This window comes from Geotalea sp. SG265 (assembly GCF_022808985.1).
Taxonomy (GTDB): Bacteria; Desulfobacterota; Desulfuromonadia; order Geobacterales; family Geobacteraceae; genus Geotalea.
In genome coordinates, this window is sequence record NZ_JAKZFT010000006.1 from 141,748 (window position 1) to 165,256 (window position 23,509).

At 56.4% G+C, this 23,509-nt stretch carries 19 protein-coding genes; 15 read left to right on the forward strand and 4 right to left on the reverse strand.

Annotated elements, in window-relative coordinates; translation table 11 throughout:
- The first annotated feature begins 102 nt into the window (after positions 1 to 102).
- The 5 genes from ML541_RS09255 (at position 103) to ML541_RS09275 (ending at position 7,345) form a co-directional block, all read left to right on the forward strand.
- Positions 103 to 1,290, forward strand: coding sequence for a phospholipase D-like domain-containing protein (locus ML541_RS09255; RefSeq protein ID WP_243372486.1), 1,188 nt, complete (start codon positions 103 to 105; stop codon positions 1,288 to 1,290).
- A gap of 63 nt (positions 1,291 to 1,353) precedes the next feature.
- The gene (locus tag ML541_RS09260) at positions 1,354 to 3,996 is read left to right on the forward strand and encodes a hypothetical protein (RefSeq protein ID WP_243372487.1); all 2,643 of its coding nucleotides are present in this window, start codon (positions 1,354 to 1,356) and stop codon (positions 3,994 to 3,996) included.
- Positions 3,993 to 6,347 (forward strand): endonuclease MutS2, encoded by a 2,355-nt coding sequence (locus ML541_RS09265; protein ID WP_243372488.1) that lies wholly within the window; start codon positions 3,993 to 3,995, stop codon positions 6,345 to 6,347. Before ML541_RS09260 ends, ML541_RS09265 begins: the two co-directional genes overlap by 4 nt.
- A gap of 13 nt (positions 6,348 to 6,360) precedes the next feature.
- The gene (locus ML541_RS09270; protein ID WP_243372489.1) at positions 6,361 to 6,828 is read left to right on the forward strand and encodes a dihydrofolate reductase; all 468 of its coding nucleotides are present in this window, start codon (positions 6,361 to 6,363) and stop codon (positions 6,826 to 6,828) included.
- Between the two features lie 73 nt (positions 6,829 to 6,901).
- Positions 6,902 to 7,345 (forward strand): tetratricopeptide repeat protein, encoded by a 444-nt coding sequence (locus ML541_RS09275; RefSeq protein ID WP_243372490.1) that lies wholly within the window; start codon positions 6,902 to 6,904, stop codon positions 7,343 to 7,345.
- A gap of 103 nt (positions 7,346 to 7,448) precedes the next feature.
- Here the strand turns inward: ML541_RS09275 and ML541_RS09280 are convergent, their stop codons facing one another.
- Entirely contained in the window at positions 7,449 to 8,699 is a 1,251-nt protein-coding gene (locus ML541_RS09280) for a porin (RefSeq protein ID WP_243372491.1), read from the reverse strand.
- 271 nt (positions 8,700 to 8,970) lie between these two features.
- On the opposite strand from ML541_RS09280, the gene recO reads away from it, so the two are divergent.
- From recO to ML541_RS09330, 10 genes are all read left to right on the forward strand, one after another.
- Positions 8,971 to 9,705 carry a DNA repair protein RecO gene (recO, locus tag ML541_RS09285; protein ID WP_243372637.1) on the forward strand — a complete coding sequence of 245 codons (735 nt, stop codon included), beginning with the start codon at positions 8,971 to 8,973 and terminating at the stop codon, positions 9,703 to 9,705.
- A gap of 69 nt (positions 9,706 to 9,774) precedes the next feature.
- Entirely contained in the window at positions 9,775 to 11,148 is a 1,374-nt protein-coding gene (dnaB, locus tag ML541_RS09290) for a replicative DNA helicase (protein ID WP_243372492.1), read from the forward strand.
- A gap of 40 nt (positions 11,149 to 11,188) precedes the next feature.
- A complete protein-coding gene (locus ML541_RS09295; protein WP_243372493.1) occupies positions 11,189 to 12,487 on the forward strand; it encodes a hypothetical protein in 1,299 nt (432 codons plus the stop codon).
- 13 nt (positions 12,488 to 12,500) lie between these two features.
- A complete protein-coding gene (locus ML541_RS09300; protein WP_243372494.1) occupies positions 12,501 to 13,193 on the forward strand; it encodes a response regulator in 693 nt (230 codons plus the stop codon).
- Positions 13,194 to 13,523: 330 nt separating this feature from the next.
- The gene (locus ML541_RS09305; RefSeq protein WP_243372495.1) at positions 13,524 to 14,972 is read left to right on the forward strand and encodes a sigma-54 dependent transcriptional regulator; all 1,449 of its coding nucleotides are present in this window, start codon (positions 13,524 to 13,526) and stop codon (positions 14,970 to 14,972) included.
- Between the two features lie 280 nt (positions 14,973 to 15,252).
- Positions 15,253 to 16,047: a cytochrome c3 family protein gene (locus ML541_RS09310; protein ID WP_243372496.1), complete on the forward strand. Its 795-nt coding sequence runs from the start codon at positions 15,253 to 15,255 to the stop codon at positions 16,045 to 16,047.
- Between the two features lie 93 nt (positions 16,048 to 16,140).
- On the forward strand, positions 16,141 to 17,217 hold the full coding sequence (locus ML541_RS09315; RefSeq protein ID WP_243372497.1) for a hypothetical protein: 1,077 nt from the start codon (positions 16,141 to 16,143) through the stop codon (positions 17,215 to 17,217).
- 308 nt (positions 17,218 to 17,525) lie between these two features.
- Positions 17,526 to 17,990, forward strand: a complete 465-nt coding sequence (locus tag ML541_RS09320; RefSeq protein WP_243372498.1) for a hypothetical protein — start codon at positions 17,526 to 17,528, stop codon at positions 17,988 to 17,990.
- 30 nt (positions 17,991 to 18,020) lie between these two features.
- Positions 18,021 to 21,440 (forward strand): PKD domain-containing protein, encoded by a 3,420-nt coding sequence (locus tag ML541_RS09325; protein WP_243372499.1) that lies wholly within the window; start codon positions 18,021 to 18,023, stop codon positions 21,438 to 21,440.
- A gap of 79 nt (positions 21,441 to 21,519) precedes the next feature.
- The gene (locus ML541_RS09330) at positions 21,520 to 21,963 is read left to right on the forward strand and encodes a LysR substrate-binding domain-containing protein (protein ID WP_243372500.1); all 444 of its coding nucleotides are present in this window, start codon (positions 21,520 to 21,522) and stop codon (positions 21,961 to 21,963) included.
- Positions 21,964 to 21,987: 24 nt separating this feature from the next.
- Here ML541_RS09330 and ML541_RS09335 read toward each other — a convergent pair whose 3' ends face one another.
- The 3 genes from ML541_RS09335 to ML541_RS09345 all read right to left on the reverse strand — a co-directional run bounded on the left by ML541_RS09335 (position 21,988) and on the right by ML541_RS09345 (position 23,504).
- A complete protein-coding gene (locus ML541_RS09335; RefSeq protein ID WP_243372501.1) occupies positions 21,988 to 22,242 on the reverse strand; it encodes a hypothetical protein in 255 nt (84 codons plus the stop codon).
- Positions 22,232 to 22,564 carry a ribonuclease E inhibitor RraB gene (locus ML541_RS09340; RefSeq protein WP_243372503.1) on the reverse strand — a complete coding sequence of 111 codons (333 nt, stop codon included), beginning with the start codon at positions 22,562 to 22,564 and terminating at the stop codon, positions 22,232 to 22,234. The genes ML541_RS09335 and ML541_RS09340 overlap by 11 nt, the downstream gene beginning before the upstream one ends.
- Positions 22,565 to 22,667: 103 nt before the next feature.
- Complete coding sequence (locus ML541_RS09345; protein WP_243372506.1) at positions 22,668 to 23,504, reverse strand: isocitrate lyase/PEP mutase family protein; 837 nt, start codon at positions 23,502 to 23,504, stop codon at positions 22,668 to 22,670.
- Between the last annotated feature and the right edge of the window lie 5 nt (positions 23,505 to 23,509).

The window sequence follows — 23,509 nt, forward strand, 5'->3', positions numbered from 1 at the left end:
TCCAGACAAGGAGGCGCGGCTCAAGGCCGCGCCTTTACTTTTCCCGGAGAGCGAATATATAATCCCCAAAGACGTTCATCTCACCTGTAACGGCTGATTCCCATGTCCCTTTTGCGGCGGAAAAGAAAATATCGCATCTTTCGCACCCCCCGCTTCTTCAACCTGTTCAGAAGGAACACCGAAGCCGCTGCCTCCAGGGGAAACCGGGTGGAGCTCTTCAGGCATGGGGAAGAATTCTTCTTGGCCCTCTTCCAGGCATTCGACCGGGCAGAACTGGTCATCTGCCTTGAATTTTACCTGATCCGCGACGACAATACCGGCCGTGCCCTGGCCGATGCCATCATTCGCGCCGCCGCACGAGGCGTGAAAGTTTATCTCCTCTACGACTACATCGGCTGCTTCGATACCCCCAGTGCCTATTTCCGCAGACTTGAAAAAGGGGGAGTCGTCTGCTGCCCGTTCAATCCCCCCGCCTTCAACAAGAGCATCGGCTGGTTCGATAAGCGAGACCACCGCAAAATCGCCGTCATAGACGGCAGAATGGCCTTTACTGGCGGACTGAACATCGGCGATGAATATGGAGGCTCCGGCGAAAATTTCGACCGCTGGCGTGATTTGGGCGTTCGCCTGGAGGGCCCGGCAGTACCCGAACTGAACCGGCTGTTCCGGGAAAATTGGCACAGGGAGCGGGCAACCATACCCGAAGGCTGCGCGGACCCTTATGTGGTGGCCAATGCGGGAGAGGACGAAGTACTTATTGTCAATGGAGGCCCCCACCACAATCGGTCTTTCATTCGCAGCGCCTTCCGCATGGCCATTGCCGGCGCCTCCGAGAGCATCATCATCGCCAATCCCTACTTTGTCCCGGGACCGCGGGTAATCAGGTCGCTGCTTCGCGCCGTCGGCCGAGGGGTGCAGGTACGCCTCATCCTCCCCGCAAAAAGCGACGTCCCCATCGTCAGACTGGTCAGCAGAACCTACTATGCCTCCCTGCTGAAAAGCGGCATCGAAATCTACGAGCGGCAGGGCACCATCCTTCATGCCAAGGTCATGCTCATCGACAACTGCTGGTCGGTCATCGGATCGGCCAACCTGGACCAGCGCAGCTTTCATCGCAACTATGAAGTCAACGTCATTGTCGACAGCCCATCTTTCGGCGCCCAAGTCTCCCAGATGCTCATGGCAGACCTGGCACGATCGAGGAGGATCGTCCTTGCCGAGCACGAACGGCGCGGCTGGCTGGTGCGGATGATGGAGCGGGTCTGCGCCCCGGTCAGCTGGTTTCTGTAGATTTATGACGAAGTTATAATTTTTAATGCTATTATCAATGCACTTCCCCTATGGAGTCGTTCCATGTTGACCCTGAAAGAATCGATGGATTGTATTGAAGCGGCGGAATCTGACATCGTAGATCTCCATAAATCCCTATCCGCAGTTGTCATCACCCCGGAAGGGCTTCCCAAACAGCGATACGATGCCTTCATCTGCACCGTCAAAGAAGAAGATGCGCAACAGGTTTATGTTACCCTGGTTGCCGTCAACAGCAAGAAAGCACTGGTTTATACGGCTGCAGACGAGGCAGCCGTCCTGGCGGGGCCGGAGATAGTACTGGAGGAGGCCCTGGATTTCCTTAAAGAAATGGGTTTCCAGATGGAGCATGTGCCCCTCAATTACAGCACGGCCCTGAGAGAAGTGGTATTCCGTGGCGTCCGCGTTATCCGGCCGCTCAGTGCCGGACGGTCGGCGGCGAAAAAGCAGGCGGCGGCAGAAAAGACAGCGGCCAAAGAAGCCGAAGAGGCACAGGAAGCCGCGCGGAAAACTGCGGAAGATGCTGCAAAGGCAAAGGCTGAAAAGGAACGCAAAGCAGCAGAAGAAGCCGCACGCATCAAGGCCGAAAAGGAACGCAAGGCTGCCGAAGAGGCGGCACGCATCAAGGCCGAGGAGGAACAAAAGGCTGCCGAGGAGGCTGCACGCATCAAGGCCGAGGAGGAACAAAAGGCTGCCGAGGAGGCTGCACGCATCAAGGCCGAGGAGGAACGCAAGGCCGCCGAGGAAGCTGCTCGCATCAAGGCCGAGGAGGAACGCAAGGCCGCCGAGGAAGCCGCTCGCATCAAGGCCGAAGAGGAACGCAAGGCCGCCGAGGAAGCCGCTCGCATCAAGGCCGAGGAGGAACGCAAGGCCACCGAGGAAGCCGCTCGCATCAAGGCCGAGGAGGAACGCAAGGCTGCCGAGGAAGCCGCTCGCATCAAGGCCGAGGAGGAACGCAAGGCTGCCGAGGAAGCCGCTCGCATCAAGGCCGAGGAGGAACGCAAGGCTGCCGAGGAAGCCGCTCGCATCAGGGCCGAGGAGACCCGCCGCTTGGCAGAGCTCGCCACGGAGGAACGGCAGGAAGCGGAAAAGATGGTGGCGGAAAAAGCCGACGCGGCGCGCTCGCTCCAGGAAAAACTTGAAGCAGAAAAACTTGCCGCAGAACAGCTCATTGCCACATTGACGGAAAAGGAAGACAATGCGGCACGGGTGATCGCGGAAGAGCGGGAATCTGCCGAAAAAGCCCGAGCCGAGAAAATTGCCGCTGAGGAAAAACTGGCCAAGCTGCTTGAGGAAGAGCATCTCTCGGAACAAAGAGCCGCTGCAGCACAGGAGCGCCATGCAACTGCCACTGCAGCACGCACGGAAGCAGAGCAGATATTGCTCCAAAAAACCGAGGAAGAGAATGCTGCCCGCAGACAGGCGGAGGCCGAGGCCCGCACTGCCAAAAAAAACCACGAGGAACGGACTGCTGCCGAAGAAACGGTAGAGGTCATCGGCCAGTTCGAGCAGCGTGCCCTGGATCGCTCGGTCAGTGCAGAAAAAGAAGCGGACGCTGCTGCCGCAGAAAAGACAGCAGTCCAGGAGTTATTGACGGCAAAAACCGAAGAGCTGCGGAGCGCATTGGAAGCCGCCGAAGCAGAGCGGGCCATGATCGAGAAAATTCTCGAGAAAAAGATCCTCGCCGAAAAAGCTGCCTATCAGAAGGGAGACATCGCTCCGGAAGACCTTGAAATTCTCCCGGATGAACCGGTGGAAGCCGCCGGCGAGCCCATCCTCTCTCCCCCGGGGGATAAGGCCGAGGCTCCGGAAACAGTACCGGCAGGCGCACAAAAGGAAGATGAATCTGTTGGCGTCGATGTCAGCCTGCATAGGGCGGAAATAGAGCGACTGCGCGAGGAAAAAGCGAAGGCGGAAGCCGAATGGAAGGCTGCAGCAGAAGAAGCGGCACGCCTCAAAGCGGAAACGGACCGCCTGATGTCCCTGAGGCTCAAAGCAGAAGAGGAACGGCTGAAAATCGAAGCCCTCCACAGGGATGCAGCGGCTTTCCCCGTCCCTGATGATGGAAAAGACAGGCCAAAGGAGAAACCCTATGGCCGCAAAACAGCACCCTCAGGCGAATTGAACGTTTCCGTCTCATCAATGGGTGCCTGGAAAAGGGCAGCCATGACCGCTTCGAATCCCATCGATTACGGCGGCCCACCAGTAGCGGCAGGGAGCGAACCCCTCAACTTCGACAACGACAATGACGGCTCCTTCTTCTGCAACAATTCCACTGCGGAGGGAAGCGGCAGTACCTTCACCTTTGCCCCCGACATTAAGAACGTTGAGTATTCCGGCGAAGACGAGATAATTGAAGTGCATGCATCGTCCAACCTGGCACGAGTGGCGCTGGAAGGACATCCGACCCAGAATTGCAAAGGCTACGTCTGCGCCCTGAAACGGAGAGAACGGTTCCTTGTATATGTGGCAATCGTCCTTACGGAAAACGACAAGATGCTCGTTTACAGCACCGACAACCAGCCGTCCACTGCAGATCACTGCCCCGGAGTGATCGCCGATGCATTGCAATTCCTGGAGCTGATAGGCTTCATGACGGGCATGACCAAACTGGGCGCGGATAAAGCAACCAGAGAAGCGGCACTGGCAAAAATCCCCATCCTGCATCGCGTCCCGGAGAAACAATGATCAAAAAGGATTCCCTGCACCTGCTTGAATTCGAAAAGATCCTTTCCTTCATTGCCGGCTTCGCCAACAGCACCCCTTCCCGCACCGCCATCACGCACATCCGCCCATTTCCAGACAGAGACCTCCTGGAACAGCAGTTCGGCCGCATCGGGGAAATCAGGCGACTGGTCCAAATCCGGGTTCCCCTGCGTCTATCCCCCTTTGAGGACATAACACCGCTCCTGGAGGCGGTGCGCCCCGAAGGGGCCGTGCTCGACCACCACGACCTGGCCATCCTTACCCCATTTTTCCAGGTGCTCTCGGCCCTGGCGAAACAGCTCGCCTACCGCAACGACATACCGCTCCTCAAGGAGCTGGCGGGAAATCTCACCGGTTTTCCTCACCTCCTCGACCGGCTTGAGATGACCCTGGATTTCGAGGGAAACATCCTGGACTCGGCCTCACCGCTGCTTATGGAGCTACGGGGCAAAAAGCGGAACCTGACGGCCCGGATCAGGAAGCGGCTGGAGGAGATCATCCGCGAGCCGAAGATCGCCCTTTTTCTCCAGGACGAGTTCGTCACCCAGCGCAGTGGGAGATGGGTCATTCCCGTACGCATGGATTCCAAGGGGATGGTGGCGGGAGTTGTCCACGATGTCTCCAACACCGGTGAAACCGCCTTCATGGAGCCTCTGGAAATAATCGGCCTCGCCAACGAGCTGGAAAATCTGGGTGCAGAGATCAAAGGAGAGGAGATCCGAATCATCCGGGCCATCTGCGGCGAGATCCGCCAGGCAGCTGATGCCATTCACGATGAGTTCCAGGTCCTGGTCCGGCTGGATACCCTGAACAGCATCGCCCGTTTCGCCGAGGAGCTTGGAGCGCACGCACCGGTCATCAACGACGGGAACGAGATCAGCCTGCGGGAGGCCCGCCATCCACTGCTGATGCTTCTGCGGAACAAGGGCAACGGCCGCGACCCGGTGCCGCTGCACATCAGCCTCGGTACGCCACCGGACGCCGACAACGTCATGGTCGTCACCGGGCCCAACGCCGGGGGAAAAACCATCGCCCTGAAGACGGTAGGGCTGCTTCTGTCCATGGCCCTGTCCGGGATACCGATCCCGGCCGATCCTTCATCGACCATTCCCCTGATCGACAGACTGCTCGTGGACATGGGGGACGACCAGTCCATCGAAAGCAGCCTCTCCACCTTCTCGGCCCACGTGGCAAACATGGCTGAGATCCTGGGAAAGACCGGGAGACGAAGCGTCGTGCTGCTGGACGAGCTGGGAACCGGCACCGAACCGGGACAGGGAGCCGCCATCTCCTGCGGAGTGCTGAAGGAGCTCCAGGAAAAGGGGGCGCTGGTCATTGCCACCACCCACCTGACCGATATCGTCGCCTTCGTCCATCGGACACCGGGCATGACCAATGCTTCCATGGAATTCGACCATGCCACCCTTACTCCACTTTATCGGCTGCAAAGTGGCGAGCCGGGGCAATCCCACGCCATCGACATCGCCAGACGTTACGGCATGCCGGCAACGGTCATCGACTTTGCCGAGCGAATGATCGGCAGCCGTGAGGCTGAGTTCCATGCACTGCTGGCAGAGCTCAAGGAAAAGCGGCAGCGATATGCAGCGCTCACTGCCGACCTGGAAAACAGGGAGCAGCGGCTCGACGAGCGGGAGAGGCTTCTTTCCCGGCGATTGGCAGAGGCTGAGGAGGCAAAACGGGAAGCCATGGGCAAAGCCTTTGCCGAGGCCAGAGATGTGGTTATCGCTGTGCGCCGCGAGACACGGGCAATTCTGGACGAGGCTCGCCGGGAAAAATCCCGGGAGTCCCTGAAAAAACTGGATCAGGTCGGTGCTGAAGTTGATCGCAAACTGCAGGAATACCTGAGGGATGAGAAACCATCATTGGCAGAACTTTCCGCTGGAGATACCGTCTTTGTCAAATCCCTCGGTTTTGATGCGATCATTGTCCGCATCGACGAGAAGCAACAGCGGTTGCGGCTGAAGGTGGGGCAGCGGGAGGTGGAGGTATCGGCCGGCGACGTGGCGGTAAAACGGGGGGTGAAAATCAAGGAACCTCCACTGCGCCGTAAATTCACCGAGGAGCCCGAAGCACCCCACCAGCTCAGGCTACTGGGCCTGCGGGTGGATGAGGCACTGTCGCAACTGGAGACATTCCTCAACAGGGCTTCCGCAGCAGGATTGGGCGAGGTGAAGATCATCCACGGCACCGGCACCGGCGCCTTGATGAGAGGAGTGCGCGATCACCTGGACGGCCATCCGCTGGTGCGGGAATTCCGCGTCGGCGAGCAGCACGAGGGGGGAAACGGCGTCACAATGGTCACCATGCGTTGATGTGGCTAATGTTATGATCATATCCCTTATAGCCGCCATGGCAGAAAACCGGGTAATCGGCAGTCATAACGCCCTTCCGTGGGACCTCCCTGCCGACAGGAAACGGTTCAAAGCCCTGACCCTGGGACACCCGGTGATCATGGGGCGAAAAACCTATGAAAGCATCGGCCGACCACTCCCGGGACGGAAAAACATCGTCGTCACCGGGCAGAGGGGCTATCGAGCGGAGGGGTGCCTCATCGCCCACTCGTTGGCCGAAGCGATTGACTTGGCAGGCGATGGGGATGAAGCATTCATCTGCGGGGGTGGTGACCTTTATCGCCAGGCACTCCCCCTGGCGGACCGGATCTACCTGACCGTCATCCACCGGGACTATGAAGGGGATGTATTTTTCCCTCAAATACCGGAAGCATTCGCCAAAGTGGAAAGTGTGACTGTAGATAATGTTCCTTCTTATACATTCCTGCTGCTGGTCAGATGAAGCTGATGCAATACATGGCAATGAGCAACGGTCCAGGGACAACCAAAGGAACGATTCCGTAAGAGGTGTGGCAATGATATCGAAAGAAGCCGAAGAACTGCATGACAAGGGACTTGAAGCGCTTGACCATGATCACGATTATCTTGCCCGAACCTGTTTCGAGCAGGCAGCAACCCTGGAGCGAACACCCGAAAATCTGTCCTGCCTGGCGCTCTGCCTGGCAAAAACGCGGAAGCAGCCGACCGAAGCCATAGGCATGGCGAGAGAAGCCCTGGCGGCGGATCCGGCCAACCCCCTTCTGCACCTCAACCTGGGGAAGATTTACTGGCTGGCCGGAGAGAAGGAAAAGGCGCTGGAGACCCTGCGCAACGGCATGCAGTACGATACAGGCAACATGATCAGCCATGAACTGACCCGCTATGGCAAAAGAAGGCCGCCGCTCTTCCCCTCCCTGAAGCGAAGCCACCCCCTGAACAGATATCTCGGTCTGCTCCTCTCCCGTCTGGGCCTACGGTAGTTTCTCCTATTTAAAAGGTCTTCAGAAATTTCCCAGATGAATTTTAAAAAAAAGGGCACCCCCAGCAGGGGCGCCCTTTTTCACTGCTGCTTCACCGTATCGATCAGAAAACGAAGCCGAGCGTTACCTGAAACTTATCGTTATCCAGGGCTTTCTCCCCCGCCTTCCGGTGGTCGTCGTAGATCTGGTAATCTGCCTTCACTGACACGGTGGTGGTCGGCTTGAAGACGATGCCGAAGTTGGTGTAATTACGGTCATACCTGCCGCTCGCCTTGCTCGGGTCGCCGATGGTGCCCTGCTGGGTATCGAACTCCGAGTAACGGGCGAAGACCAGGGCATCGGCATCGGCAAGCTTGCCCTTCTTCAGGCTCTTGGGCAGCACATGGTAGGCCCCTTCAACCCAGTAACCGGACATGTTGTGGCCGATGTCGGTTACCCCCAGTGCACCAGGATTTTCCTGGTACACATGGACGTATTCCCCAGCCACGTCAAAATCCCCGATGCTGTACTTGCCGTCAAATGCAGCGATGGTGGTGTAGGCGGTGCCTACCTTTGCCGAATTGGCGGTGTAGAAAGAGAAGTTGGTGTAGAGGTTGGTGACGGGACGGATTTCAAGCCTGCCGGTAATGGCCTTGTTCCTGTTCATATCCGTATTCAGGTTCTGTTTCCCTTCCCGGATGCCGTTCTTTGCCGAAAACTCCGTGCCATCCAGCCCGCTCATCACCAGCAGTTGGTAATCCACCTTGTCACCCAAAGAACCGTAGACACCCGCACCCATCTCCGACCAGGTCGAAGGAATCAGATACCGGTCCAACTGCGGCCGTTCGCTGGAATTGAAGTTGGTAGGCTCATGGTAGAGGTTGATTGCCCCCAGCGGCACCAGCATGATACCTGCCTTGAAATTCAGCGGCCGCGCCAGTTTGAACTGGAGGAACGCCTGTTCCACCGCCGCCTCGCCGGAAAGTTCCCCCTCGTCGGTCAACTCATCCTTGACCCCGCCGTGCTCCCATTCCAGTTCCGTGTTGAGGGTAATCCAGTCGGTAAGATCGGAATTAACGTAAAGGACTATGCGGTGCGGATCGAAACGATTACTCCCCTTACCGTTGCCGTTTTCCCTGGTCACGGCGTAGTCCAGTTCCCCATAGCCGCCGAACCGCGTCCTGTCCCAGACCTTCTTCAGGTAGCCCTCTCCGCCGTCCTCCTGGACCGCCGGTGCAGGGGCCTTGATGGCTTTAACCTGGCTCTTCAGCTCATCCACCTGCTGCTGCAGTTCCTCCACTGTTGCGGCCCTGGCCATGGAGGCCATGGAAGCCAGAATGATTACGGCCGCCATGATCACAAACGACTTTTTCATACTTTTTCTCTCCTTTATTGAGGTGCTTTTCACACGCGGCAGCCCGGCCACCACTGATTGTGATTTTCACTTTCTAACATTTGACATTACAATACCGTCTTGCAATAGCCGCAATTATCGACTACAACGTACTTACCATCTGATAATTTTAAAACTGAAAGTAAATTTCAAATACCATATTGCAGGTTTTCCTGTCAATCGGTCTTATCATTATTTTTCTCTTAACCGAGCAAGATTGACTGCCGGCTGGACAAGGTGATAACGTGTGCCCATGCAAAGCATAGAGTTGGATGCCGTGGTACTCGGCGTGATGGATTACGGGGAAGCGGATAAAATCGTCACCCTCTTTGCACTGGAGCAGGGCAAACTGAAGGGGCTGGCCAGAAATGCGAAAAAAAGCCGCAAGAGATTCGGCGGTGCCTTGGAGCCATTCGCCAGGCTGCGCCTGCAGGTGACGCTGAAAGATGGCCTTTCCACTCTGAACGGGGCTGATGTGATCAACGTCTTCCCCCATATCCGAACAGAGCTGGGAAAGATCTCCCATGCTGCCTATGCCTGCGAACTGGTGGAACAGCTTGTCGCCGAGGGGGAGACCAATACCCGTCTCTTCCGCCTGCTTACCGCATACCTGGAACACCTGGATCGCGTCCCCCAGGATGCCTCGGACCGCCGCTTCTTTGAGGCGAACCTGCTGAAGGTGCTAGGTTATCAGCCGGAACTTGCCCGCTGCGCTTGCTGCGATGGCGAACTGGCAGCGATGCAGCAACTCCGTCTGGCGCCGTCAGGTACCGGCATCCTCTGCGGCTCATGCGCCCGAACCGGTCGCCCCGTCTCCAGCGACACCATCTCCCTCCTCATCCGCTCCCTCTCGACCGGCAGGTTCGGCCTGGTCCGTTTCCCCCCGGAAGGGTTGGCAGAGGCAGGAGCCATTCTCGACGCAGCAATCGCCTGCCACCTGACCCGCCCCCTCAAATCCCTGGCCTTCATGGAACAGGTTTCCTGTTGACCCCTTAACGGCGGCGGGGTATATTGACCCCTTCATTTTCACAAGCAGTTTCATGGCACGGATATGCAGATGCAGACAACAGATATGAGAAAAATGCCACCCCAGAGCCTGGAAGCGGAGATGTCCATTCTCGGCGGCATTCTCGTGGATAACGAGGCGATCAACCGGGCACTGGAGATCATCACCCCCGACGATCTCTACCGGGAATCCCATCGCAAGATCCTGCGGGCAATGATCGAACTCAACAACCGCAACGAGCCTTGCGACCTCATCACCCTTACCTCGATCCTGAAAAAACGGGGAGAACTGGAGGAATCCGGCGGCGGCGCCTACCTGGCCACCCTTGTGGATTACGTTCCCATGGCGGCCAACATCGCCTATTACTGCAAGATTGTTAAGGAAAAAGGGATCACCCGCAAGCTGATCAGTGCCGCCACCGAGATCGTCAGCCAGGGCTACGAGGACCAGGTCGATGTGGAAGAGCTGCTGGACAGCGCCCAGAAGGTTATCTTCGAGATATCCGAGAACAAGCTCCGCCCCGCCTTCTACCCGGTCGGAGCCATCCTCAAGGACACCATCAAGAACCTGGAGCAGCTCTACGAGAAAAAGGAGCACGTCACCGGCGTTCCCACCGGCTTTGTCGATCTGGACACCATGACCGCCGGTTTTCAACGTGGGGATCTGATCATCATTGCCGGCCGCCCGTCCATGGGCAAGACCGCCTTTGCTCTCAATATCGCCCAGCATGCCGCCATTCACGGGGAGCCCAAGTGCCCGGCCGCCGTTTTCTCCCTGGAGATGAGCAAGGAACAGCTTGTCACCCGTCTCCTCTGCTCCGAGTCAAGGGTTGATGCCAGCAGGGTGCGCACCGGCCATTTTCAGGATACGGACTGGCCGAAGCTGATCAAGGCGGCAGGTTCCCTCCACGAGGCAAAGATCTTCATCGACGACACCCCCGCCATTTCGGTGCTGGAGATGCGCTCCAAATGCCGGCGAATGAAGGCGGAGCACGACATCGGTCTCATCGTCGTCGACTACCTGCAACTCATGCGCGGCAGCTCCAATCCGGAATCCCGCCAGCAGGAGATCTCGGAAATATCCAGATCGCTCAAGGCGCTCGCCAAGGAACTGGACGTGCCTGTTGTTGCCCTCTCCCAGCTGAACCGCGGTCTGGAAAGCCGGACCGATAAACGGCCCATGATGAGCGACCTCCGCGAATCGGGCGCCATCGAGCAGGACGCCGACGTCATCATGTTCGTCTACCGGGAGTCGGTCTACTGCGAGAAATGCAAGAACAAGGAAATGACCTGCGAGGAGAGCCACGTGGGCAAGGCGGAGATCATCATCGGCAAACAGAGGAACGGCCCCATCGGTATCGTCGATCTGGCCTTCCTCGGCGAGCATACCAGGTTCGAGAACCTGAGCAAGCGGGACGATTTCTGATCTCGCATCAGCACTGAATCATGAAAGGAATATTGCAGACATGACCACTTATCATGCACTCCGTCAGCTTCCGCCGGCGGCACAATACCAAAAAGGAGATGTCCTGGTCCTCTGCGGCGAGCTTTTCGGCAGGGGCTACGCCAACGGCATCGTCGATGAGGCACGCCGGGCCGGTATGACCATCATCGGCACAACAGTGGGGAGGCGGAATGCCGACGGCACCCTGCGCCCGTTGACCGGCGAGGAGCTGACCGAAGCAGAAGCGAATATCGGTGGCAAGATCATCAATATCCCACTGGAAGCGGGCTTCGATATGGAACCATGCGGTGCCGACGGCCGTTCCGTGGCCGACCAGCTCAAGGGGGTAAAACCGGACGAGTGGGACAAAGTTGCCTTCAATTGGGATGAGGTGGAGCAGGCGCGCCGCCAGGGTGCCGCACGCTTCAAGGCCAACCTCGGCCTCGTTGCCGACGAGCTTGCCTTGCTGCTCCCCCCGGAGGCCAAGGTCATCTTCGCTCATTCCATGGCAGGGGGCATCCCGCGGGCGCGCATCTTCATGCCTCTTCTGAACCGCGTCTTCAAGGGACAGGGGGAGCGTTTCCTCTCTTCGGAAGCCTTCTGGAACTCGGATCTGGGTAAGCTGTGCCAGATAAGCTTCGACGAAGTCACTGCCGACACCTTCCGCTACCTGATCGATGCCACCGCCGGCCTCAGGGACAAGGTCGATGCCCGCTACACGGCTTACGGCTACCATGGCTGCGAAGTGCTCATCGACGGCGCCTACACCTGGCAGTCCTACACCCCATATCTACAGGGCTGGGCGAAAATACGGCTGGAAGAGATTGCCGAGGCGGCATGGAAGGAGGGTATCAGGGCTACCGTCTTCAACTGTCCGGAGATCCTCACCAACTCAAGCGCACTTTTCCTCGGGGTGGAGAACTCCCTCTACATGCTTCTGGCTGCATTGGAGAAAGAGGCCCCCGGACACACCACCGATGAAGTCAAGGACAAATGCCGTGCGCTCCTGGCTGACGGCATCGGCATTGACGATCTGCTCGCCACTGCCCGTGACTATCTCACCGCCCCTCTAACCCTCGCCGGCCGGGACCTGGCCGGCTGGCCGCAGCACAACAGCCTCCCCCTGCAGGAGCTGATGCTCAACAGCTCCGCCAAGTTGATCGCCATGAACAGGAACCCCAAGGAGATCGTCTGTGCCGTGCTTTCCCAGGAGGTTTTCCGCGGTGTGGGCAGGCTGATGTTCGATTTTTCCTGGATGCCCGATGCACCCGTTGTCTGGTTGAACCACGATATCATTGCCAAGCGACTGGTGACGGCTTAAACGGGAGAAACCCATGGCAAAGGTCCTGCTGGTGGATGATGTGAATATGTTCCTGGAAATCCAGAAGGGTTTCCTGAAACGCTCGACCGTCACCATTCTGACGGCGAAAGACGGGGCGGAAGCCCTTGCTGTCATCCGCGCCAAGCGTCCCGATCTGGTTTTCATGGACCTGCATATGCCGAACATGGGGGGTGCCGAGTGCTGCTCAGCTATCAAGGCCGATCCCGGCCTGAAATCCACCACCGTTATCCTAATCACCACTGCAGGAAAGGCTGACGACGAAGCAGCCTGTCGAAAGGCAGGCTGCGACGGCTTCATTACCAAGCCCCTGGACCGCAACATCTATCTGGAACTGGCCCGCCACTACCTGCCGGTGATCGATCGCCGCGAAGAACGCCTGCACTGCAGCACGAAAGTGCGCTTCACCATTTTCAGCGTCAGCCTCTCAGGCGAGATCTGCGACATCAGCAACCACGGCGCCTACATTGCCGCCGATTACACCATAGAAATCAATGCAGTGGTCAACGTCATCTTTGCCCTGCCCGGCAACGGAGCCATCATTCAGGCGAAGGGCCGGGTGGCCTGGCTTAACACCTCCGAAACACGGAGAAAGAAGAGCCTCCCGGAAGGTTTCGGCATCGAATTCCTCGATCTCCCCCTCGAAGCAAAGGCAGCCCTGAACGAATTCATTGCCGCCGCGCAGTGATCCCCCATTCTTTTCTCTCCCGGACGCCCTCACCTCCCATTGAGTTCCCCGCCTCCTCGCCTTAGCACGACCTGTCCCCGTCATTTTACCGAATTTTTTCTAATTTAAGCTCTCCAACTTTCATTAATACCGCATATAGTAATACCTGAAATTATTGTTTCCATTTTATTAGCTAAGCACATGAAAAATCGTTTTAATTATTTTAAGTATATATGCAATTTTTTGCATTAGGTCGTGAAATTTTTTCCACTCCGTCTGCTAAAAAGGAGCAGTTTGTGCTAATGGACACAGTGTTCTCTCCTTGGACGCATGATGGCGAGGTTAATGAAGATGAGACGGACGAGCAGGATTCTCATAGTTGAAGATGAAAAGCTGATTGCCCTTTCCCTGTCACTGATGCTCGGCAAGAGAGGGTTTACGGTGGAGACTGCAGACACGGTTGCCGCAGCGTTGGAGACAATCGGGTGGTTTCAGCCGGGCATGGTGCTGCTCGACCTTTGGCTTCCCGATGGAAACGGTCTGGATCTGCTGAAGCGGATTAAATCAGATTGCAATGATCTGCCGGTGATAGTCATGAGTGCCAACGGCGATGCAGATTCTGCCGTCAAGGCACTGAAAATGGGAGCAGAGGATTTCCTCGGCAAGCCATTCACCATGGAGGTGCTGCTCCATTCCCTTGATAACGCCCTGGATAAATGTAGAGGCCACAGAACGACGGGTTATTCCCGGCAGGAACTGCGCAAGAAAACCGAGGACGAGAAACTGGTGGGAACCAGCACGGCAATGGTCGAGCTGTTCAAGATGATCAAGGTCTGTTCCGAGACCGATGCAAAAACCATCCTTCTGCTGGGCGAAAGCGGCACCGGCAAAGAGCTGGTAGCCCGTGCCGTACACACCCACAGCGCCCGGGCCAGTGCACCTTTCATAGAAATCAACTGCGCAGCGATCCCGGAAAACCTTCTGGAAAGCGAACTGTTCGGACATGAAAAAGGGGCATATACCGATGCGGGCAAAACAAGAAAGGGGGTCTTCGAACTCGCCGAAGGGGGGACGGTCTTTCTCGACGAAATCGGTGACATGCCCCTGTCCATGCAGGCAAAGGTCCTGAAGATCATCGAAACCAAGCGCTTTCGCCGCCTCGGCAGCGAACAGGACATCCAGGCCGATGTGCGTATTATCGCCGCCACTCACCAAGATCTCCCGGGCATGGTGAAGAATCGCACCTTCAGAGGAGATCTCTTTTACCGCCTCAACGTCATGTCGATCTGCCTGCCGCCATTGCGGGAGCGGAAAGAAGATATTTCCCTGCTGGCCAACTACTTCGTCCGCACATTAAACGCCGAATATGGAAAGAAGATCGAAGGAATATCTGATGAGACCCTCGTCCACCTCACCGCCTATGACAGGCCTGGCAATGTCCGCGAGCTGCGCAATGCCATCGAGCGCAGCGTCGTACTGGAACAGTCTGCCACCATCTCGCCACACTATCTGAATCTTGAAATCAAACAGCCTCTGAGACAGGTAGAACAGCCGTCGATTCTGTTCACGCCTGAAATGAAGAGCGGCAATAGCAGCGACCTCAACCGCTGCGGAGTCTCCATGAACGAGCTTGAGCGGCATATGATCCGGCAGGGTCTTGAAATCTCCGGCGGAAATCAGACTAAGGCGGCGGAATACCTCTGCATCAGCCGCGACACATTGCGCTACAGGATGAAGAAGTTTGGCCTGAGCAGCGGCGGCAGGGCTATCAAAGCAGGAAACACCCTAATTAAAGGGTGAAAAACGGGTGAACAGTGGGGCAAATGCCCCCAATACCGCAAATCGTCATCTCGCATTTGGAAAGTAACAACAGCAAAAAAAGCTGCAAAGCCAGCTAGTTATTCACAGAGCAGCATTTCATTACTGTTTTCAAATAATGGCACTAACATTGCTCTCAGGAATCCCGTTCTTGATCCTTTGGGGGAAGGGTCGAGACATCCGGCTACGGCCAGATACGATGAGGGAAGCCAAACGGAAAGAAAGGGACCAAAGTTGGTAAATCTTACAACAAGGAACCATTATGAAACGTATATTTCGAACAGGCATAGCCGCCGCCCTGCTGGTGGGAAGCACGACGCTTGCGCATGCAGGCTTGGTCGACTACACCGCTGGGACAGGCATTGCAACCTCTCCCCACAATATGAACCTCTATCTCCCCATTGCCAGTAGCGGCACAAACACGGGAGACCCCGGCCACCAGATCTGCAAATTCTGCCATACGCCACACAACGCCGTAGCAACCGGCCAGAGCGGGTACAACCCCCTCTGGAACCGAAACCAGGTCACCCAGAATTTCCTTCCCTACAACGGCTTGCTCGCGGCTGACTACATGACCGACCCCACCTTTCTGGAAAAATCCGAGACCCTGCAAGCTGTTATCGACCCTGCGGACATGATGGATGGCCCATCACGTCTCTGCATGAGCTGTCATGACGGTACCACGGCAATCGATTCGTACAGCGACAAAATGGGCTCTTTCACCCCAACGTCATCAAGGGTCGTGCTCGCGCCAACGGGCGTCTCTCCTGCGGGAGACACCGGGGGCAATCTCATGGACGACCATCCCATCGGCTTCGACTACAACCTCGTTGCCGCACAGGATTCGAAAATTCACTCGGCAAACGTTAATATCGGCTGGATTCCCGCATCGGACAGGAAATGCACCCAGATTTCCGAGCTCCTTTACAAGGGGAATAAGCTCACCTGCGCATCCTGCCACGACGTCCACAATACGGCAGCAAAAACAGCAGACAAGCCCTTGCTGCGGGTCAAGGCCGAGGGGTCCAAGCTCTGCCTGACCTGCCACGACAAGTAGCACTCGTATCCGCAACCGGACGCAGACCGATGCCACGGTCTGCGTCTTTCTCTTGCCATGTACCTATGGCCGCAGCACTTCCGGGAGACACTCATGAACTGCAGAATACCCTGTTTTTGTGGCGCCATGCCTCGGCTCTTCATCACCCTGTTTCTATTGACCTTCCTTTCCGCTTGTGCTGCTGCACCGCAAACCACGACGATATTCTTTCCCCCTGCGCCCGACGCACCACATGTCCAGTACCTGACCAGCATATCCACCGTCAGGGACATCCGGTCATCCCTGTTCGCCGGTGAGCCCGGACCGGGAGAGAAAATCGCCAAACCATATGGCATCGCCGTAACAGCCGGGAAAATTTATATCTCCGATGTTCCGTTCGCACGGGTCAGCATTGTCGACCTGGTTGAAAAGGAGTTCAAGCAGCTGCCGCAGGGCATACTGAAAACACCAATAAACATCGCTTTTGATGAAAAAGGCGCGGTGTATGTGGCCGACCCCGGCACCAAGGGGATTGTCCGCTTCACATACGATGACCAGATAACCCATTTTCCCACCGGCGAGATCAAACCGACCGACATGGCTGCCAGGGGCAAGGAACTCTACGTGGTGGATTACCGCAGCAGCAGTATCAAAATTTTCGACATCGAAAGCGGCACCCTCCTTGACACGCTAGGCAGGGACAGCAGCAAGGGAGAGGTCCTTTCCTTGCCGACCAATATGGCAATTGACAAGGAGGGCAATATCTACGTCACCAACCTAGGCACCTGCAGGGTGATCAAGATGGACCGCAGCGGCAAGCTCCTCAAGGCCTTCGGGGAGTTGGGAGACCGCCCGGGACAATTCACCCGGCCAAAAGGCATCGCCGTGGACGACAACGGACTGATCTATGTGGTGGATGCAGGGAGCCAGGTAGTGCAGATCTTTGACCAGAACGGCCAGGTGTTGATGTTCTTCGGCGAGCAGGGCTCGAAGGGAGGAACGCTCAACATACCGGCCGACATCGCCGTCACCAGGGAAAATCTGGATTATTTCAGGAAATTTGCCGATCCATCCTTTGAGGTGGAGCACCTCATTTTCGTGACCAATCAGTCGGGACCGAGAAAAATCAGCGTCTACGGCTTCGGCCACACCAAACCGATTATTGCCGCTAACAAGACCGCCCAAAAGTAACTCCCCCAATGTGGGTCATGTGCCCCAACTTCACCCCCACTGATGGGGCCATGTGACCCACCCCACCCAAAATCTCCATGGGCATTCCATGGATAAAGCGCCTCTTTTACGAACTCCATGCAGACAGAAACAATATTTATTCTATTATTTGAATAAGGGCATACATAGTGCATTCTAATAAAAGCCCTTTCAGCAAGAACCGTTTGGCCGTTACTGCAGCAGGTCCGCTCCGGCCCCCACCGGAGCGGGTAGGCAAAAGCGCCGTCTTTGTCAAGACTGCGAAACAAACGCAAAGAGAGGAAGGTAACATGAACAAGCGACACAAAGGCTTACTGCCTTTGGCAGCCGCAGTCGGCGTCACATTCACCGGCCTGTGGCTTACAATGGGCACTGGTCTCGCAGCTCATCCACCCATCGAGCTGAAGACCTATGACGAAGTGGCAGTTCAATATGGTGTGCCATACACCACCGATGCAAAAGGCAACAAGGTTCCCACGGGCCCCATGCCGGTCATTGTCGGCGGCAATCCCCAGAACCCGATGCAGGGCTTTCCGTACAGCCCCAAGGCCACCTGTGGCTCCTGCCACAACGGCACGACCGTAGCACCCTCTACCGGTAAGGTTCTCAAAAGCTATGAAGCGCTGGCCGACCATGCTTTCCACTCGGCCCTCGGCGCCAATGAATGGAATGATTCCCCCACCGGCGGCTTCGATACCACCGTCAACCGACAGAAACCATGGAACCAGACCAAGGCCATGTGGGGCAAGTGGTGAAGCCCCTCTCTTCGCCAGGTGGCGAACTTAATGCGGCAAACTGATGGTAAGGATCTTACCTACCCCAATTCTGATCTTTTCTTGTATGGCGATGTAGCAGGCAGCAAGTACACGAAAGTTGACCTCTCAGTGTGGGATATGGCCACCAACTGCGGCAGCTGCCATGTGGGGGGCGGCCTTGTTGAAAAGGACCGTGCAGGTCTGCGCCTCTCCCAGAGAGCTTTGGCCGACAACAGTATCACTCCTTTCCTTAATACCGTATACGAATCATGGGATCCCAAGACAGGCGCACCAGCAAGCAGCGTCACCCGTGCTCCTTGGGCCTATCCGGCAACCACTGACAACAAGGCCCCGGCACTGGGCGGTGCAAATGCCATGCTCGCTCCCAATGGCTGGGGCAGTGTTGCCATGAACGAGGGCGGAACAGCAAATGGCGCGCCCTACATCCAGAACGGCCAGTTGATGATGCCCAACGTGCGTGAGATGGACTGCCTCTTCTGCCACTTCCAGGGCTACAACAACCTGATGAGCTCGGTCTTCGCCCAGATGGGTATTCTCAATGCCGCACCTATGGCTGGTGCAGGATTGATGGATATGATGCCCGGCAGCCCGACTCAGGGTGGTTACAATGCTGCCATGGTCGATCTGGGGCCGAAGGATGGCAATGGCATGCAGACGGTCAGCCTCAAGCAGTCGGTGGTGGACAACATCAAGCGTCTCCCCCCCAGTGCCAACTGCCAGCAGTGCCACAGCCCGAACACACTGAAGAACCTGCCGGAAATGATGGCGGGCTTCCTCTCTTCAGCACCGATGATCCTCAACTCCAATCCAAACAACCCCATGGTCGGGCCGACCGGTCTGGTCATGCCGGCATATGACATGAATGCTCCATGGGTGGACCCTGCAGCCACATCGCCGCTCATCGATGCGACCAATCTGTACAGCTACATGTCCCTGGGCATGCTTCAGGCTCAGGGCGGCACCATTTACAACAGGGGATTGATCAACGGCATGACTACCTTTGGTGGCAGCAACAAAGGTGGCACAGGTCCCATGTACTATGAGGCACTTGTTGCCGATCTCGGCCTGTCCCCCGACTTTCCCGAGCAGCAGGACCAGAACTCCCTCAAGAAATCGACCGTACCGTTCCCGCGTGCTGACTGGTTCAAACGTGGCGATGCATGGCAGGCCGGGCAGGATATCCATGGCAGCATTGGCTGCGCAGGATGTCACATGGATACCAACAGCACCAATCCAGACAAGAATCAGTGCGACCCTGGCCGTGGTTTCGACGGTTCCGGCACTATTGAGGACGGCTCACAGATAGGAACCAAGGTCGATACGCGAAATACGGTCAAGCGGTGCGAAAGCTGCCATGTCTCCGGCACCAATCCCGATGGCAATGCGGTCAACAACTACAATGCACCTGACCCCACAGTGGCACACCAGAAAGCAGGCCTGACCGCCATGATTACTAAGGCCATGGGCCCCGACGGCAGCGGCGGGCAGAAACTCATCCCCGGCAATCACATGGATGTCCTTGACTGCACTGTCTGTCACGTGAAAAAAGTCAGCATGGCAGTCCGTGCGCTGGATTGCACCAGCGGTAACCGTTATCCGACCATGGTCGGTTTCGATTATAGCAAAGGTATGATGGGCATGTTCGAGGATCCCGCACCCGAAGATAACAATATCGCCGCCAGAGCCATGTACAACGGCATGAACCAGACCATCAATGACAGATGCGGTTACACCTCAACCGACGGCCCCGGCACCATCTGCGCTGTTACCCAGCAGCCAGGACCCGGCTACCAGGCCGAAATACCTTCTGGCCATGTCATCGGTGGCGCACTCCAGGAGTGGTTCCCGCTGAGAACCTGGTCCAAGGTCGGCAATGGCCTGAAAACCAGCCCGAATTTCAGACGTAAAATCTACCTGACCAACACCATTGTTTCGGCTCTCTTCAACAACGACGCAAACACATCCGTGGACGCCAATGGTGACGGCGTCAATGGCCAGGTCCTTACCGTCGGTAATGCCAACTCTACCCAGGGCTTCGGCGAACCGATCTTCGACCCGTGGATTCAGCGCGACCTGAAGGCTGGGATGAATTTTGCCCCGGGCGGCTTCGCTCCGATCCCGGTAGGCTTTGGCTCTGGGGCCTACAGAAGCGCCTACGACCTGTATGGCAAGTTTACGGGTGCCTGGAAATATGTCGGCGTATACGGCGGCAACGCCATCTTCACCACCCCAGATGAAATCAGAGAATACAAGAACTACCGGACCAGCATCAAGGATCAGCCTGGACAGTCGGGTAAGTCCTGGGATGGAACCAGACTTGATTACATCGGCGGCCTCTATCAGGTAACCCACGGGGTCAAGCCTGTTAGCCAACAGGCCATCGGCAGGCCGAAAGCATATGATGCTTCCGGCAAGGTTATTGTCTATGGCTGCAGCGACTGTCATGCAGGAAGCAAGGAATTCTTTGACGGCGGCTTCAACATGACCGGTACAGCCATTCCTGCCGATGCCCAGTGGACGCCGGCGCCCGGCATCATTGATCCATCCCCGTCAACCATGATGCAAAGGCCTGCAGTATTCATCCCGACCATCAAGGCATACAAGGGCGACCTGCGGACCGGTACCGAGCTCTTCAACAAGCTCGGCCAGCCAAGAAGCGTTGCTTTCGAAGAAGAGGTGGAAGAAGCCGGCGTCATGTATACCAAGACCACCGATCTGGATCGCGGCAAAGTGCTCTACCCTGATGCTGATGGTTATTTCAAGGCCGACGGTACCGCTCCTGGCGGAACTGGGGCAAATGGTTCCTTCACCCGCGACCAATGGCTGAGCTACTTGCTCGGCATCGGTGACAATGTTGCGGCGTACGGCATCGGTGCCGACCCGATCGCCCAGTTCTCAGCCACCTTCCCCGATGCCGATCCCAACACCGCGGGGAATCAGCTGCTGGTCAACACCCCGTACACGTTGGCGGCCGATACGAGCGTCAACAGCAATGGATCGTTTACCTACAGCTTGTCCATCATCGACGGCACCACGGTCAATGCTCCTTCCCTCAGCAAAACCTTCACCGCTACCGGCACCTATGCCGTCACCTTAAAGGTCACCGATGAGGAAGGAAAAACTGCTACGGCAACAAAATCCATCTACGTGGTCAATCCCCCTTCTACCGGCATGACCATTGGCCCCACCACCGCCATCCGTAATGTTGCCAGCACCTTTACCTTCGGCAACCTGAAAGACCACGACAGCCTGAAGATCTACTGGGCTGACGGCACCTCCACCACACTGGCCAATGTGGGCGCGGCAGGCAGTTCCGCTCAGGCAGCGCATACCTATACCACTACCGGCACGAAGAAACTGACGGTGCTGGTCTACAAAAACGGCGTGCAAGTGGACAGCAAGTACAACTATGCAACTGTCGGACTATAGCATGTAACCTCAGGCAGTATGCAAAAGCCCGGAAGAAGATCTTCCGGGCTTTTCTGCCGTTTTAGGGTTAGCGGGCGTCGTGGCCCTGCCCCTCCCTCCGGACGAACTGGTGTTCATCTCGTCACCGGCACTGAAAATGCCGGCGGAGGTCTGCCTTGAGGCCCTTCTGCAGCAGCGGCTGATCGCCCGCCGCGAAGGGTGCAGTTCCCGGCACCTGCTGCAGAAGAATCTCGCGGAGCATGGCAGAAGCATCGATGATTTCAAGGGGATCATCATGCACGACGACCTGCATCTGACCATTCAGACGGTTCTCGCTGGAAGCGGCATCGCCTTCGTCTCCAGGAGCCTGATCAATGAATACATCGGCGAAGGAAAACTGGCCGAACACTCCGTCACCGGCTTCTCCTGCTCGCGCCTGCGCACCATCGTCTACAAGCGGCGCCACAGCGAAAACCCCACCCTCACAAACTTCATCGACAATATCCACCTGGTCTTCGGTCTTCCCACCGTACCGTCACCTTAGCTCCGGATTACCACCACAGAGTAGTTACAGCAGCACCAGGCCCAACACCCCGGTAATGATCGAGACAATCCCGGCCAGAATGGAAAACGCCGCAGCATAGTCATTGCCTTCTTCCGTGGAAAAGACAAAGAATCGCCTAAAGAAGCGCGCCAAACGGGGGTTTTCGAGAAACCAGGGCCAGCGATAGGAGCCGGCAAGGATATGGATGACGCCATAGGCGATAAGAATGACGAAGAAGAGAGGAGGGATCTGCCCATTGGAATGTACGCTACCCGGCATCCGCTGACCTCAAGTCCCACCAATCACAATAACCGGTAAATGGCTTGAGCAACATCGTTATCTCTTCTTTCGCCGAGACGACACCTTCATACGTTAACACCATTCTTTTTGTTATTTCCACATATCCATCAGATTCTTCGTCAGGTTCAACGATTGCGCAAGGACCATACAACTTTTCCAGAAATTGGAGAGCTTGCGGGGGCGGAGGCCATCTTTCAAAATTGATCTGGAAATCAACCTGATGCACCGCATCGAAGTTGAAGCCATCTTTTTCCAGTTCTCTCAGCAGATCACCATCGTCGTCATTGGGCCACGTTCCCATTTTTTCTCCTGATTGCAGCTCTTTTGGGTTTTCATAATTGATGGTCAACGGGGCAGCGGAGCAAAGCGGAGATCGCTTGCCGCCGCGGGTTGAACCATTTATTTCATTTCAATTTGGCTACGTCATCCATCGAACAGAGTAGGTTGAGTCGCTGCAACTCCTGTAAGTCATTTTTTTCTGTGAATGCACGAAATGTTTGTTTAAGGGCTTGGATGGTCGCGAAGACTGCAATTGTCGGAAGGCTAATTCGTGCCAAACCACAGTTTGTAAGATCATCTATTGCTAAGGTTCCAATGTTGTTGGGGAGCCCAGCGGCAATACTTAAAGGGCCGGGGATTTCTTTCGCTAAAGTTTTCGCTTCGTCCAATGTGACAACTGAAGTAACAAAAACCAAATCAGCCCCAGACTCCAGGTATCGAGTGGCTCGATCGATCGCGTCTCTAAGGCCGCTCTTTCGGTCCGTTGCCACAGCTAAAGCATCGGTTCTGCCATTGATGACGAGATCGGACATTTCACGTTCTTCGGCAGCCTTGCGGGCTACAATGATCTTTTCAACCATTAAATCAGTATCAATCACACCTTTATGCCCGCTTGACCTGAGGATCTGGTCTTCGAGATTAATTCCTGATGCACCGATGTTCACAAACGCTTTAACGGTTGCGGCCACTTTCTCAGGAGGGCCAAAGCCATCTTCTCCGTCGGCCATTACCGGGACACTAACCGCACGTATGATATCCTGGGTTATCTGCAAGTTCCGTTCTAAGCTCAAATCATCTTCTGTTTTGCAGCCTACAGCCAAAGCCATACTGAATCCTGAACATTGTACGGCCTTGAATCCTGCATTTTCTATCATTCGAGCGCTCATAGCATCATATGCGTCAGGCATTAAAAGGGGGCGTTCCGATTTAAGAAGTGCCCGCAATAGTTGGCATTGCATCATTCTTG

Coding starts and splice junctions, on each gene's coding strand:
- ML541_RS09255 (WP_243372486.1), top strand. CDS start 103: ATGTCCCTTTTGCGGCGGAAAAGAAAATATCGCATCTTTCGCACCCCC.
- ML541_RS09260 (WP_243372487.1), top strand. CDS start 1,354: ATGTTGACCCTGAAAGAATCGATGGATTGTATTGAAGCGGCGGAATCT.
- ML541_RS09265 (WP_243372488.1), top strand. CDS start 3,993: ATGATCAAAAAGGATTCCCTGCACCTGCTTGAATTCGAAAAGATCCTT.
- ML541_RS09270 (WP_243372489.1), top strand. CDS start 6,361: ATGATCATATCCCTTATAGCCGCCATGGCAGAAAACCGGGTAATCGGC.
- ML541_RS09275 (WP_243372490.1), top strand. CDS start 6,902: ATGATATCGAAAGAAGCCGAAGAACTGCATGACAAGGGACTTGAAGCG.
- ML541_RS09280 (WP_243372491.1), bottom strand. CDS start 8,699: ATGAAAAAGTCGTTTGTGATCATGGCGGCCGTAATCATTCTGGCTTCC.
- recO (WP_243372637.1), top strand. CDS start 8,971: ATGCAAAGCATAGAGTTGGATGCCGTGGTACTCGGCGTGATGGATTAC.
- dnaB (WP_243372492.1), top strand. CDS start 9,775: ATGCAGACAACAGATATGAGAAAAATGCCACCCCAGAGCCTGGAAGCG.
- ML541_RS09295 (WP_243372493.1), top strand. CDS start 11,189: ATGACCACTTATCATGCACTCCGTCAGCTTCCGCCGGCGGCACAATAC.
- ML541_RS09300 (WP_243372494.1), top strand. CDS start 12,501: ATGGCAAAGGTCCTGCTGGTGGATGATGTGAATATGTTCCTGGAAATC.
- ML541_RS09305 (WP_243372495.1), top strand. CDS start 13,524: ATGAGACGGACGAGCAGGATTCTCATAGTTGAAGATGAAAAGCTGATT.
- ML541_RS09310 (WP_243372496.1), top strand. CDS start 15,253: ATGAAACGTATATTTCGAACAGGCATAGCCGCCGCCCTGCTGGTGGGA.
- ML541_RS09315 (WP_243372497.1), top strand. CDS start 16,141: ATGAACTGCAGAATACCCTGTTTTTGTGGCGCCATGCCTCGGCTCTTC.
- ML541_RS09320 (WP_243372498.1), top strand. CDS start 17,526: ATGAACAAGCGACACAAAGGCTTACTGCCTTTGGCAGCCGCAGTCGGC.
- ML541_RS09325 (WP_243372499.1), top strand. CDS start 18,021: ATGCGGCAAACTGATGGTAAGGATCTTACCTACCCCAATTCTGATCTT.
- ML541_RS09335 (WP_243372501.1), bottom strand. CDS start 22,242: ATGCCGGGTAGCGTACATTCCAATGGGCAGATCCCTCCTCTCTTCTTC.
- ML541_RS09340 (WP_243372503.1), bottom strand. CDS start 22,564: ATGGGAACGTGGCCCAATGACGACGATGGTGATCTGCTGAGAGAACTG.
- ML541_RS09345 (WP_243372506.1), bottom strand. CDS start 23,504: ATGATGCAATGCCAACTATTGCGGGCACTTCTTAAATCGGAACGCCCC.